Here is a 14,136-nt window from a genome sequence, read left to right as displayed (position 1 = left end):
TACTCCTGTGTCTCGGTGTGAGACATCATTTACGACTGCTTGACCCAGTCCCATGCAGGCAGGTGTTCACGAATTGGCAGCCACATGGCATCCTGGGATAGTGATTGTTTCAATCGAATCCAGGCTGCTGCTCCAGCCTGTTTTTTTGCTTCTGATAACCAGTGAAGCGCTTGATGACTGCATTGCTGAATCTGTTTATCCTTTTCGGCGGTTGAAATCGTGGTGTCTTTCACAATCTGTGCAGCATTGCGGCAGTACGTCATGGCCAGGTATGCTTTCTGCTCAAAGTTCAATCCAGCATACTGACCGGCCAGTTTGCATGCTTCCAAACTGAGACGATATTCCCCTGCCATTGCCCAATTGCTGGCAACAAACAACTGATAGTAGTTGGCTTCGCGCGGATCAGCAAAACGGACCACATCCAGAAAAGCGGCGGCAGCTTCATGATGTCTTTTTTGAGGGCCGAGGATATTGCCTCGAGTCCCCTGGGTCTCAAACAACCTTTCTTTTACATCTCGGAACTCCGGTTCTCTCTGCAACAGAGCTTGTAAATCGTGAAGATTGGCATCCAGCAATGTCATAGCTTCTGTGTTTCTGCCTTTGGAAGCAAGCATGTTGGCCCGATTGACTCGCAAGCCACTCAAGCTGATCTGCGCGCGAATATTCTGAGGGTCGTTTTGTAGTATCGATTCAAATCGCTTGAGCGCTCTCAGGTAGAATTGTTCTGACTGTTCAGGCTTCTTCAAAGATTCATACACCAGACTGAGATTGACTTCTGTTTCAGCAAATTCAATTTGTGGTGCACTGTTTACATCAACTGAAATGTGCTCCAGTACCTTGATAGACTTCAGAAGAAACTCTTCGGCCTTATCTAATTGCTTCAGACTGATGTAGTTGGAACCCTGATTGTGGAGGGTAATGGCCAACATACGCTGGATGTCGCGATTTTCCGGCTGCTCCAAAGCCACTTTTGTCTGAATAGCGAGGACTTCCTCATTCAATCGCAGGTTTTCGCTTCCCATTGGGTAGGTGACGGCAAGAGCCTGGAGGCTGCCGGCCATATCCAATCGTAGCGATGAATCATCAGGTGATTGCTGTTGCAATTCTCTTAAAAGGGTAATGGATCGCTGAAGATCCTGACGGGCTTGTTCCAACTCTCCAAGAACCAGACGAAGTCGTCCGGATGTATACAGTGCCTTGGAAACATCCCTCATGATCTTGGGATCGTTGCTGGTATTGGCAGTAACGGTCTGAAGAAATTGCACAATCTCATGCTGTTGTTCCCGACGAAGAGCCTGCAGTTGAGGCACATTGGCACGTCGCGGATCATCCAATTTCTGGAGCATACGTTCCAGAGCTTCTCGAGCACTTCGGTAATTGGAGTCAGCCCGGTCTCGCTCAGATTCAGTTCTCAGCAATGCTGCCTGTAGCCGCCGCTCGTAGCTGATACCACCTACCGTCAGCAATGCCAGCGAAGCCAGTAGCACGATGGCCAGGGCAGCTAGTGCAGGCTTGCGGCGAGCCCACTTCATGGCACGTTCCATCACATTGGCAGGACGTACCATGATGGGTTCATGCATGAGGAAACGATCCAGGTCTTCTGCCAGTTGCAGCGCGGTAGCGTATCGACGCTGAGGTTCTTTATCGAGACAGTGCATGCAGATTGTTTCAAGTTCACGCGAGAGCCCGGGACGCAATTTCCTGGGTGAAAGAGGCAATTCAGTCTGAATCTGCACCAGAGTTTCAGCAACCGTTTCACCTCGAAAGGGAGGACGGCCTGTCAGAAGTTCGTAGAGAATGGCACCTAGTGAGTAGATATCACTGGCTGGACCATGTGTCGCTTCATCAGGATGCTTCATCAGGTTCTCTGGAGCCAAATAGCCTGGAGTCCCTAAAACAGTCCCGGACTCAGTCTTTCCAGGTACTTCCATTCGCTTGGCGAGTCCGAAATCTGCAATCTTGCAGCGCAAGTCTTTCAACAGACGTGAAGGTAATGTTTTCACTGCATCGACAGGTTTCTCAATCAAGATGTTCGAAGGCTTTAAATCACGGTGGATGATACCCTGCGAGTGAGCGTGATGCACGGCTCTCGCCAGTTGCGCTACCAGGAATGCACTATCTTCAGGATTCTGTGGCTCCCCACGTAATAGTGTTGCCAGGTCGCCACCCGGCAAATACTCGAGAACGAGGTAGGCGCGACCTGCTTCTTCACCCACTTCGTAAATCTGGACAATTTGAGGATGCGCCAGCCGAGCAAGTGTACCAGCCTCGGAAGTGAAGCGTTCAATATGTTGCGAATGCCAGACTCTGCGATCCAGAATTATTTTGATTGCAACATAACGCCCGAGTGTTTCGTCCCAGGCACGATAGACTTCACCCGTTCCACCTGTCCCAAGTTTATCCTGTAAGACATAGTGTCCTATTTTGTCCGGCATCAGCTTATCTGACTGATCGGCATTTCCGTCCATATCCGGAAGATCATGATAGTCTTTCAATAAGCTGGATTTGGTTGAAACTCCATGCAGCAACGAGACCCTGGTTGTAATCTGGTTATAAGCTGCATGCAGTTGACGCTGAATTGGCTGAACTTCCTCTGGTATGGTGAAGGCAGGCCTGGTCCACTGCTCACGTAGTGTTTCGATGATTGGATCGCATTGGGAGATAGTACCAAGTTGATTAGCGCAGCTGGTACACGTCAGAATGTGTTCTTCAATCGAAACACTTTCTTGTTTATCCAATACCCCAAATACAAACTCATGCAGAATATGATGAGATGGGCAACATTCCATTTTCATCACTTGATTTCCTGTATCTAGATCAGGACATAATTCACGCTATCACAACAGAAGATGCGCAGACTAGGAAAAGTCTGTCAGAAAATCTAATACTTCACCCAAGTATTTCACTACCGCAGCGTGAGTTCAGATCAAAGCTGATTTAATCAATCCAGCAAGCCTGTTAAATCTTCTCGTAACTGTCGAAGTACACGTGACTTAGCTAAATAAACCATGTTGGTTGTTATTCCCAACTCAGTGGCTATCTGGTCAGCTGGACGATTTGCGACTACTGATTCCCAACAAGCTTTCCAAGTGGTTTCCGGAAATGAATCTTTCAGGATTTGCATAATTCTTTCTGTCAGGTATTTGCGGTACTCCAATTCTTCCAAAGCAGAAAGCGATTCGCTGCCGTATACATCTGATAGTTGACCATTGATCGGATGCTTATGGCGTTTTCTCAACCACTCCAGAGCCTTGTTTCTAAAAACTGCGTGTAGCCAGCCGTGAAAATGGCCACGGCGACTCAGTTGGAATTCAGGAAGTTCCTTCAGCAGATGCACGTACACATCCTGGATTAAATCACTGATATCACTGGCTGGAATGCTCATTTTTTGAGCCCAGTGATAGAGCAAAGGTGTGTAGAGATCAACAAACCTATGCCACGCCTCCTCTGCTTGTGGATTTGCCAGCTTATCGAGCAAGCTGACAGGGGTGTGTAACATGCATCCATCCTGTTATTTCAGACAAGTTCTCAACAATCATAATACCTGATTGGTTTTGGTGAGGAAATCAAATATTGTAATCATAAATTAGACAATTCTCAGCCCAAATCGGGCTACAGCTTCTTCAATGAGCAACAACCTGTAACCAAAGAAAACCCATGTCGGCAACATTAACGGTATGGGCAGCCTGATCAAGACTGACACCGGTACGCTCGTACTCACCGGTAACTATTCCTACAGCGGCGGTACTTACCTCAACAATGGATTCATTCAGGTGAACAGCGATTCCCAGCTGGTTATCTTTAACCCTTAAGCGTTACACTTTTACCCCATCACGCGCTGCACTTTTACGGTACTCCCGCAAGTATGGTGCAGCCAATAGTCTTCCGACGTTACTCAGTTGCTTCTACTTATGCACTAGCACTCTCGCCTTGAGCAGATCAAACTTGGCTCTTCCGAACATCAAACTCTTGATGAACTTCAAGCGGTTCACATGCACTTCGACGGGTCCATTAATCCAGTGAAGAGATAGAGCGGCACGTACTGCTTGCTCATCACGCCGAAGAGTTATCGCGAAGGCACACAATTCACGGATCTAGGATCACTCGGCTTCGTGCAGCCAAGCACCCAAGGACACCTGCTTCTTGTCGCGCACCATGGCAGCAAATGATTCCGCTCAGTTGGATACCCTAAAGACCTCACGAGGCCGACAGCTGGTGTCCCAGGCGGTAATAATCAACTGAAGTGGAATCGCTCAAGTGGGCATTCGGTTATGTCTGGAAAATCTAGGATCAACTGATTTCCAGCATGATGCGTTGTCGGAACATTTCTCCGGGCAGGTGGATACCAGCTTCGTTAATCTTGTGCAAGTGATGTGGCAGGATGCCAGTACATTCAAAACGGCCATAGGCTTTGCCCACTGCATTGACACCGAGTTGCTTGAAGATGAACAGATCCTGCATGGTGATAATTTCGCTTTCCATACCCGTCAATTCGGTGATCCTGGTGATTTTGCGAGCCCCGCCGGGCAGTCTTTCTATCTGCACCACCAGATTTACTGCCGAGCAGATCTGTTGCCGCATGGCAGAGATAGGCAGTTCTAGCCCGGCCAGCATGATCATCGTTTCCAGTCGACTCAGGGAATCGCGCGGGCTGTTGGCATGGAGAGTGGTGAGAGAACCATCATGTCCGGTATTCATGGCCTGGAGCATATCGAGTGCTTCCGCGCCACGGCACTCGCCAATGACGATGCGGTCCGGACGCATGCGCAGCGCGTTGCGCAGCAGCTCGCGAATAGTAACCTGCCCCCGGCCTTCAATATTGGCCGGACGTGATTCCAACCGACAGACATGCCGCTGCTGTAACTGCAGTTCAGCGGCGTCTTCAATGGTGACGATGCGATCGCGATGCGGAATATAGGCCGACAGTGTATTCAGCAGCGTCGTTTTCCCGCTGCCTGTGCCACCACTAACGATAATGTTCAAACGGGCCTGCACGGCTGCTTCCAGAAAACGGGCCATATCACCGGTGAGTGATTTGAAATTCAGCAGATCCTCCAGGCGAAGCGGCCTGGCGCCAAATCGGCGAATACTGACCAGGGGGCCATCGAGCGCCAGAGGAGGAATAATGGCATTGAAACGCGAGCCATCGGGCAAGCGTGCATCCACCATGGGCGAACTTTCATTGACTCTTCGCCCGACCCGGCTGATGATCCGCTGAATAATTTCCATCAACTGGCTGTCGCTGGAAAAGGGATTGGGGATCTCCTTGAGAATCCCCGCCTGCTCGATGAACATGGTGTTGCAGCCATTGACCAGAATATCGTTGACATTCGGCTCGCGCAGGATGGGTTCCAGGGGGCCGAAACCCAGCATCTCGTCCAGTAGTTCTTCGATTAATGTCGCTCGCTGCAGAGGGTTGAGCGGATGCGTATCCGCTTCGACCATACTTTCCACCAGTTGCTTCAGTTCCGTTCGACGCGACTGCTCCGGAATGCGTTCGAGTTCTGCCGGATCGATCCGCTGAATGATCTTCTTATGCAGGTGTTTCTTGGCAACCTGGTAGATGTCCTGGGGATCTACCGGATGCAGCATCATGACGGTTTCAGGTTCCGCCGTCGGTTCGGGAACCTGCGGGGTGGTTGGCGTATTATCGGCATGTTTATTCCTGTCAGTATCCTGTTCACCAATCCTGGTGAACACTTCGGTCATGTACTTCTGAAGTTCCATGGAGAATGTCCGGATGTTGCAAGTGTGAACAAGCTGAAGAATAGTCAGCTATGCAGGAAGCGGGTCAGGCGGTTGAGCAGACCGTGGGATCGCTCGTGCGTTTCAGCAAAGCCCAGCAGGTGGCCCGTAAGCTGGCGCATGGCTTTGACAATGGGCAGGTTGCCATCGAGTTTTCTCAGTGGCTTGCCTTCAGCGGCAGCGAGCAGCACATGCTTGCGATCATCGGGGATGGTATGGATCCGCTGCACCTGCAGCAGTTCCTTGATGGCTTCTTCCGTGTAATTGGTGATCGCAGGATCATATTTGTTGACGACGACCTGTACTTTCTTGGGCGGACGCGCTCGCAAAAGAGCATCCTTCATCATGTTGGCAGCTCGAATGGAAGGTATCGTCTGTTCCAATACCAGAAGAATCTGATCGGAGGACCAGAGCGTTTGAAAATGGGTGTCATCGAAGTTGGCCATGACATCAATCACGAGTGCATCTGCCATCTCGCGCGCTGCGTGAATCAGTTTCGGCATGCCCTTGAGCGCAGTGCCTGCAGCAGTAATGTCCATGGGCCCTGCCAGCACATCAAAGCGGGCATCGACATGAATCACTGCTTTCTTGATGCGGGTAGCGTCCAGTGAACCCTCATCGATCAGAAGATCTGTCACCGTCGTAAGTGGGCGGATATTCAGATTGATGGCCTGGGTCGCCATCTGTTGCGCCGTTTCGATCAGCAGGGTATGCTGGCGATAATCATGAGCAATGATATCAGCGAGATTCAGTGCCAGTGTGGAAACGCCACACCCTGCAACACTGCCGGAGATGGAGATGACGGTGGAGTTTGGCACCTGTTTGACGAACCGCTGATGAATCAGACTGAGGGCTGCTTCCAGATCATCGGCATGCATGGGAATCGTGACAATTTGATCGGCACCGGCCCGGTTCACCGCCAGGATCAGGTTAGGTTCAGATTTCTCCTGAATCAGGGCAATTATCGGCCAGCCTGGAAATGTGTCATGCAGTTGTTGAATATGCTGGGCATCGGAAGCCTGGTTGGCCTGAGCGATCAGCAGAATCCGTTGTGAGCTCAATTGTTTTTTCTGTTCCAGCAATTCCTCAGCATTCGAGTATCTACCTTGAACTGCAATTTCAAACTTGTCCAGCACCCTCTGAACATCCTGGAATACATCGTCGGGGACACCCACCAGCACTACGTTGATCGCAACCACAGTATTTACCAACAGAGGAAGGCAAGGAAAAGGAGATAGAGGACAAGTAACTCTATTTTATTAATCCTATCAATGCAAATGATTTAAGGTGAATCAACTACGCTTCCTCGACACGTTGGATATGTGAGATGATTCGCGGGATATCCTTCCCTGCGCGCAAAGCTCAAGTTGATCTTGAGTCAAACATCAGGTGGGTTAAGGGTATGCGGACTACTTTTCTAGGAGGCAAACTTCCATGGCAAAGAACAGAAATCGGATTTTCCGACTGGCCGCGTGGGGATGATCACGATCGTGACGCTGCTGCTAGCAGGCAGTTACCGGTCGCCCCTGGCCCAAAGTGCTGGAGGGCTTGCTGTACTTTTTGTGCCTGGTGATGCTGTTCTGCCATGCTCCGCTGCAGCTCCACGGTATTTGCATCTCTGCTCAGCAATTACTCTTTGCCCACCCCGGAGAAAGCGGAATGATGGTCAAGACCTGAAACGTATCGTTTGAAACGCAAATGAAGAGAAGGCGGGGATATGTACCACGTCATGGGAACTGACACGACCAAAGTCACCATCAATGATCCAACCGGTCGTCCTCAATATCTGGTGAACGGCGATCCCATCAAGGAACTGATAAGTTAAAGCCTCGCTCTTGAACTATCAGGTTGTTGCGCTCGATTGTTTCTTGGACAAATAACTGACACAGCTCTCGATCGTCATGAGCTGGGGATAGTCCTTTTCAGGGATGTCGATCTTGAACTGTTTATGTAGTCCAATGATAAAGTTCAGGAAATCAACCGAGTCCAGGTCGAGTTGATCCCGTAAGTTCTGTTGCAGCTGAACCTGAGATGGTTCTGTTTCCGGAGCAACAGCACACAGTTGCTGAAAGACAATCGCCTTGATCTCATCTGCGTTCATAATTTGCCTGGCTCCTGTAACAGTTTATCGACGGCAGAAAGGAAGCGCCCTCCACTGTGTCCATCGCTCACGCGATGATCTGCAGCCAGCGTAGCTGTGACGACTGGCCGAACCACCAGTTGCCCGTCAACTACCCAGGGCCTTTCCACTATTTTGCCGAATCCGACAATCGCAACCTGTGGTGGATAGATGACACCGTATACAGACTCAACCCCCTGCTCTCCCAGATTGGTCACAGTAATGGTTGGATCAGCCAGTTCTGAGCTGCGCAACGTTCCAGCTCTCGCGCGATTGACAAGATCACGAATTCTGGTCATGAGTTCAGTTACAGTCAGTTGGTCAGCATGATGAACAGCAGGAGCTATCAGGCCGCCCTTTCGAAGTGCGACAGCAACACCGGTGTGAATTTCATTTTTCAGTTGCACCCTGGTTCCGTCCCAGGTGGCATTCAATTCCGGCGTAACCTTCAATGCCAGGGCAACAGCCTTAATGAGCAACGCAATGGCAAGCAGACGTTCCGTGGGAGGACGCTTTGCATTCTCCTCAGCGAGCCAAGTCATGACTGACTGCAAATCGATGGTCGTGGCCAGATAGTAGTGTGGTATCTCACGTTTTGATCGAGACATGGCTGCTGCAATCGTTTCACGCAGCCTGGCCTGCCGATCTTCTTTAGGTGCAACAGGCACAGATGCTGACGCGGCTCGTTCCACATCTTCTCGTGTTATAGCGCCTTGCGGCCCCGTTCCTTGAAGAACTGACACATCCACCTGGAGTTTTTTTGCCAACTCCCGTGCTGCTGGTGATATTCTTTGACGATTACCTGCATCGGGGGGTGTTTGTACTCGAACGAAGTCAGATGGTTTACTCTCAGGTGGCTTGATCGAAGCTGGCACTGGTGGCACTGTAGCTGCGTTGGGTGAAGATATTCCATCATCAATGATGGCGAGAATGGCCCCTACCTCGACCTTCTCGCCTGGTTGCACGATGAGTTTAGTCAGCACTCCGCTGGTAAAACACTCAACTTCGATGGTACCCTTTTCGGTTTCAACTTCAGCGATGATATCGCCACGCTGGAGTGTATCACCAACTTTCTTTCGCCAGGCAACCAGGGTGCCTGCGGTCATATCTGATCCCAGTTTCGGCATGATGAAATCAGCCATGACGATTCATTATCTCCACAACAGTTTTGACTACCGTTTCAGACTGAGGAAGTGCTGCATCCTCCAGGTGCATGGCATAAGGTATAGGCACCTCGGCTGAACAGATACGAGCAACAGGGGCATCGAGATCGTAGAAACCTTGTTCCATGATCTGCGCGCTGATCTCTCCTGCAAGGCTACCTGTTTTCCACCCTTCATCGATTATTACCGCACGGTGTGTCCTGGAAATGGATTGAAGAATCGTTTTCATGTCCAATGGACGCAGCACTCGAAGATCAATCACTTCAGCATCAATACCCTGTTTGGATAGCGTCTCAGCTGACTTCATCACTTTGGGGAGCGATCCACCATAGGTAATCAGCGAGATATCTTTGCCGGGTCGGCGAATGGCTGCCTGCCGCAGCGGCATGGGTGAAGCAGTTTCATCTACTTCACCAGTTACTGGCAGCAGCATGATATGCTCAAAGATAAAAACAGGATCAGGCTCCTGAAGTGCCTGACGCAACATGTACCGAGCATCTGTTACCGTCGCAGGTGCCAAAACTGTAATACCCGGGATATGAGCATACCAGCATTCCAGGCTGTTGGAATGTTGAGCAGCCACACGACGGCCTCCTCCTGTTGACATCCGAATCACCACCGGAACACTGACTTGACCTCCCGACATGTGGCGGAGTATGGCAGCATTATTCAGTATCTGATCGAGTGCGAGCAGACTGAAATTGACCGTCATAATCTCGACGATCGGGCGCATACCATTAATCGCAGCACCAATACCAGCTCCCACGAATCCAGATTCCGAGAGTGGAGCATCCCGTATGCGTTCAGGTCCAAACTCTTCATACAAACCTTTACTACAGGCAAATGCACCACCGTAGCGACCGACGTCTTCCCCTAAGAGAAAGACTTTCGGATCGTTAAGCAGAGCTTCTCGCAGTGCTGCTCGAATGGCTTCGCGAAAGGTCATACTGGTCATATTGATTCCGGAGTGTGAACGTCTTTGAGCAGGTCTTCTATTGGCTCCCAGGGACCCGTCTCTGCGGTCTCGATTGCTTGCCTTATTTCCTCTGCCACACGATCTTCCAGAAGTTGTAGATCCTGCGCATTCATTAATCCGGCGGATGTCAAATAGGTGATAAACAGCTGTATGGGATCACGTTGTTTCCACACCTCCACTTCATTCTTGTTTCGATAAAGTTCAGCATCGTACATCGAGTGAGCACGGAACCGGTACGTACGCATTTCCAGGAAACAAGGACCTTCGCCGCTGCGAATCGAATCAAGAGCGGATTGTGTACCCGTTCGCACAGCCAGGATATCCATTCCATCAATCACCTCAGCAGGCATGCCATAGCTTTTTGCTTTAGCAGCAATATCAGCCTGTGCCTGATGACGCACCAGGTGGGTTCCCATGGCATAATCGTTGTTTTCACAGAGAAAGAGTACAGGTAACTTCCAGAGAGCAGCCAAGTTCAGTGACTCGTGGAACTCACCTTCAGCAACCGCTCCATCGCCAAAGATACACATCGTGACGTGATCATTCCGTTGCATCTTGTCAGCCAGTGCCATACCAACTGCCAATGGCAAACCACCTGCAACAATTGCGTTACCACCGAAGAATCGCTTGCTGGCATCAAAGATATGCATCGAACCACCACGACCCCGGCTGCATCCATTGGCCTTGCCAAACATTTCAGCCATGATAGCACCAGCACTGATACCTCGAGCCAATGCATGGCCATGCTCACGGTACGTGGAAATGATGGCGTCTTCTGACTTCAGACAAGGGATCGCTCCCACCGCTACTGCTTCCTCACCAATGTAGAGGTGGAGAAAGCCCTGGATTTTTCCCTTGGAGTACTGCTCAGCGGACTGTTCTTCAAAGCGACGAATCAAGAGCATTGTCTTTAACAAGCCCAAGCCTTCCTGTGCGGTTATTTGATCAGTCTTTTTCAAGTCAGGCATGGATCAGTCCTTCTTGCGAAGTAGCATGGCACTTCGTACACGTTCTCTGGCAAGATCAATAGCTGCCTGTCGTGGTTCCACTTTGTCAGCCTTGCTGCGTGTAAGTACATCGTGAGTATTTTCACGAATCTTCTGAGCAATCGTGTCAAACGCCATACCTTGCGTTCCTGAATGATACTCGACAGAAGCACAAATCACACCACCAGCATTGGCGATGAAATCCGGCACGATCACAACACGACGTTGATGCAACAATGTCTCAGCTTCAGAAGTTGCAGGGATGTTTGCCCCCTGCAGGATCAGCTTCGCCTGAATGGATGCTGCATTTTTAGCATGAATGCAGTCTGGACGGGCAGCGGGGATCAAGATGTCACATGGAACGGAAAAGAGATCATCCGGTTTAATAGAAGTACCCTGTCGATACCCTGTAACACTGCCAGATTGATGTTTGGCAGCAATCAGCTGCTCAACATCGATTCCTTGTTCCTGGTAGATCGCCCCCTTTGAATCACTGGCAGCTACCAGTTTGACACCTAGCTCAGCGAGTCGCTGAGCTGCCGGTCGTCCGACGTTGCCGAATCCTTCCACAGCCAACCTGGCACCTTGAAGCTTCAGCTGACAGAACGGTGCTGCCACTTCAGCAGAACGAGCCAGGCCGAAACCTGTTGCACCCAATTCATCGAGAGGAATACCTCCCAGTACTCGTGGCAGTCCCACCGAGCGGCCAATCTCATCCCGTATCCAACCCATACAGCTTTCATCGGTCCCCATATCCGGCCCTGGGATATAGCTGGTAATCTCTCGAATGCTCCGTGCAAAACTGCGAATCAAACGAGCCTTGTCGCTGCTTCTCGGATCCGCCATGATCCCTGCTTTGCCACCACCATGTGGCAGCCCTGCTGCAGCATTCTTCAAAGTCATCGCTCGTGCCAGGCGGAACACCTCATCCATGGTTACATCAGCAGCCATGCGTACACCACCGATGGCTGGCCCACACGCAGTGTTGTCAACTACTACAAATCCACGCATTCCTATCTGGGGGTCATAGAGATGAACCACCTTTTCAGGTCCGAGTTCATCACAGTACTTTTCCCAGACAAAAGGTGCCGTAGTCATTGTGAACCTCGTTTGCGTAGAGATCAGTTTGATTCGAGAGTGGAAGTATCGCCTTCAGGCAAACCGAGTTCTCGAGCTTTCAAAAGTCGTCGCATGATCTTGCCAGCCCGGTTCTTGGGCAAGGTTGTGAGGAAGTCAATTTCTTTAGGAGCTACTACCGCGCCAAGTCGTTTGCGAGCGAAGCCTAGAAGCTCACGCCGCAGTTCGTCGCTGGGCTGGTGACCGGGTTTTAATGCGACAAAGGCTTTGACGATTTCCAGAGTCACAGGATCCGGTTTGCCGATAACTCCCGCTTCAGCAACCGCTGGATGCTCCATCAGGATGCTTTCCACTTCAAACGGGCCAATCAGATGTCCCGATGTCTTGATGACGTCATCTTTTCTGCCGACGAACCAGAAATACCCATCAGCATCGCGTTTGGCGAGATCACCGGTGAGATAAAATCCATCCACAAAGCACTTTTGATAACGGGCTGGTTCCTTCCAGTAAGATCTGAAGATGGATGGCCAACCAGGACGCAATGCTAATTCGCCCATGGTATCTGGAATAGTGATTTCCGTTACTTTGCCAGATGCATCCTGCTGAACGATTGCTGCTTCAACACCTGGCAAAGGCTTACCCATCGAACCTGGACGCACATCCATGCTGGTATAATTGGCAATCATGATGCCGCCTGTTTCAGTTTGCCACCAGTTATCATGAAACGGTATGCCAAAAGCCTCCTGTCCCCAAACCACCGCTTCCGGGTTCAGTGGTTCGCCCACACTTGCCAGAAATCGTAATTGCGGAAAGTGGTAATTTTTGACAACATCCAATCCAGCCTTCATCAGCATTCGGATAGCTGTCGGGGCAGTGTACCAGACAGAAACGCGCTGATCCTGCAGGATGCGGTACCATCGCTCTGCATCAAAGTCAGCTTCATCAATGATACACGTGACGCCAATGGTTAATGGGGCGATGATTCCATAGGAGGTACCCGTTACCCAGCCTGGATCTGCGGTGCACCAGAAGATGTCCTCTGGATGGAGGTCCAATGCCAGCTTTCCTGTTACGTAATGTGCGATGACAGCGTTGTGAACATGCACAGCTCCTTTGGGGGTTCCTGTCGTACCACTGGTGAAATGCAGCAGAGCAGGATCTTCCGGCTGAGTTGGAGGTATGGTGAACGAGTCACTTGCTTCACCTAATAAGGCATGAAGATCTTGCGTTCCTGGAATATCAGCTGAATTAGCTGAGGTTTTCACAAGCAACACATGTTCCAGTGATGGAAGTTCTGAGCGAATGCCAGCAATCTTCTTCTGGTAAAGCGTGTCCGTAGTGAGCAGGACTTTGCCACCACCAATATTCAGTCGCGATTTGATCGGCTCTGGTCCAAATGCCGAGAACAAGGGACAAAAGACGCACCGCAACTTCAATGTTCCAAGAGCGGCAACATATAGTTCTGGAATACGGCCTGCCAGCACGTAGACTCGATCACCTGCAGTAACGCCTAATCGTTGCAATGCATTGGCAAAGCGATCGGTACGCTCTTTGAGTTGAGGATAGGTGATCTCTTGTGTGTCACCACTTTTGCCAAGCCAGCGAATCGCTACATGATCTCGTCGTGAACCAGTAGCATGGCGATCGACAGCTTCATAAGCAATGTTAATTCCACCATCAGGCAACCCAGTGATTTCACAGCGTGCTTTATCCCAGGAGAAGGAAGCACGCACTTGGTCATAATCAGGCAGATTAGGCAGAAGGCCGGAAGCCATCTTCTTTTTTTGAATCGGTTGCCAGTGCATCGTGACTCCTTGACGGACAAGTGAGTAGATGTCAAAGCTCAATACGGCATGATACCATGACTGCAAACCAGCAGCGACAGCCTCTGGAATGCCTTACTATCGTTTATTTTACGACATATGTCATGCATAATCGGACATATACGGACAATTTCACCCAGTGTGAGATAATATTCCAACCTGATTGAAAGTAAGTAAGACAGAAATCGGCTTTAGCTGGCAACTGACCTGGTTAGAAGGAGGGAAAAGGACATGAAGAGTAAGATGC

At 50.3% G+C, this 14,136-nt stretch carries 11 protein-coding genes; 1 reads left to right on the top strand and 10 read right to left on the bottom strand.

From position 1 onward, the window contains the following. Positions 1 to 29 precede the first annotated feature (29 nt). A complete protein-coding gene (locus JNJ77_11580; GenBank protein MBL8823221.1) occupies positions 30 to 2,795 on the bottom strand; it encodes a protein kinase in 2,766 nt (921 codons plus the stop codon). A 146-nt stretch (positions 2,796 to 2,941) separates the two neighbouring features. Further along, positions 2,942 to 3,499: a sigma-70 family RNA polymerase sigma factor gene (locus JNJ77_11575; protein ID MBL8823220.1), complete on the bottom strand. Its 558-nt coding sequence runs from the start codon at positions 3,497 to 3,499 to the stop codon at positions 2,942 to 2,944. A 178-nt stretch (positions 3,500 to 3,677) separates the two neighbouring features. Here JNJ77_11575 and JNJ77_11570 point away from each other — a divergent pair, with 178 nt between their 5' ends. Beyond that, positions 3,678 to 3,812, top strand: a complete 135-nt coding sequence (locus tag JNJ77_11570) for an autotransporter-associated beta strand repeat-containing protein (GenBank protein MBL8823219.1) — start codon at positions 3,678 to 3,680, stop codon at positions 3,810 to 3,812. A 478-nt stretch (positions 3,813 to 4,290) separates the two neighbouring features. Here JNJ77_11570 and JNJ77_11565 read toward each other — a convergent pair whose 3' ends face one another. The 8 genes from JNJ77_11565 to acsA all read right to left on the bottom strand — a co-directional run bounded on the left by JNJ77_11565 (position 4,291) and on the right by acsA (position 13,871). Then, positions 4,291 to 5,595: a CpaF family protein gene (locus tag JNJ77_11565; protein MBL8823218.1), complete on the bottom strand. Its 1,305-nt coding sequence runs from the start codon at positions 5,593 to 5,595 to the stop codon at positions 4,291 to 4,293. A gap of 176 nt (positions 5,596 to 5,771) precedes the next feature. Continuing rightward, a complete protein-coding gene (locus JNJ77_11560) occupies positions 5,772 to 6,944 on the bottom strand; it encodes a hypothetical protein (protein ID MBL8823217.1) in 1,173 nt (390 codons plus the stop codon). A gap of 644 nt (positions 6,945 to 7,588) precedes the next feature. Continuing rightward, the gene (locus tag JNJ77_11555) at positions 7,589 to 7,846 is read right to left on the bottom strand and encodes an acyl carrier protein (protein ID MBL8823216.1); all 258 of its coding nucleotides are present in this window, start codon (positions 7,844 to 7,846) and stop codon (positions 7,589 to 7,591) included. Next, a complete protein-coding gene (locus JNJ77_11550) occupies positions 7,843 to 9,006 on the bottom strand; it encodes a 2-oxo acid dehydrogenase subunit E2 (protein ID MBL8823215.1) in 1,164 nt (387 codons plus the stop codon). The genes JNJ77_11555 and JNJ77_11550 overlap by 4 nt, the downstream gene beginning before the upstream one ends. After that, positions 8,999 to 9,982, bottom strand: coding sequence for an alpha-ketoacid dehydrogenase subunit beta (locus JNJ77_11545; GenBank protein ID MBL8823214.1), 984 nt, complete (start codon positions 9,980 to 9,982; stop codon positions 8,999 to 9,001). The genes JNJ77_11550 and JNJ77_11545 overlap by 8 nt, the downstream gene beginning before the upstream one ends. Continuing rightward, entirely contained in the window at positions 9,979 to 10,971 is a 993-nt protein-coding gene (pdhA, locus tag JNJ77_11540; protein MBL8823213.1) for a pyruvate dehydrogenase (acetyl-transferring) E1 component subunit alpha, read from the bottom strand. Before pdhA ends, JNJ77_11545 begins: the two co-directional genes overlap by 4 nt. A gap of 3 nt (positions 10,972 to 10,974) precedes the next feature. Continuing rightward, on the bottom strand, positions 10,975 to 12,087 hold the full coding sequence (locus JNJ77_11535) for a Glu/Leu/Phe/Val dehydrogenase (GenBank protein MBL8823212.1): 1,113 nt from the start codon (positions 12,085 to 12,087) through the stop codon (positions 10,975 to 10,977). Positions 12,088 to 12,110: 23 nt separating this feature from the next. Next, a complete protein-coding gene (gene acsA / locus JNJ77_11530) occupies positions 12,111 to 13,871 on the bottom strand; it encodes an acetate--CoA ligase (GenBank protein MBL8823211.1) in 1,761 nt (586 codons plus the stop codon). Between the last annotated feature and the right edge of the window lie 265 nt (positions 13,872 to 14,136).

Source organism: Planctomycetia bacterium (genome assembly GCA_016795155.1).
Lineage (GTDB): Bacteria > Planctomycetota > Planctomycetia > Gemmatales > HRBIN36 > JAEUIE01.
Note: the sequence above shows the minus strand (reverse complement) of the source record. Positions and strands in the feature narration are given on the sequence as shown.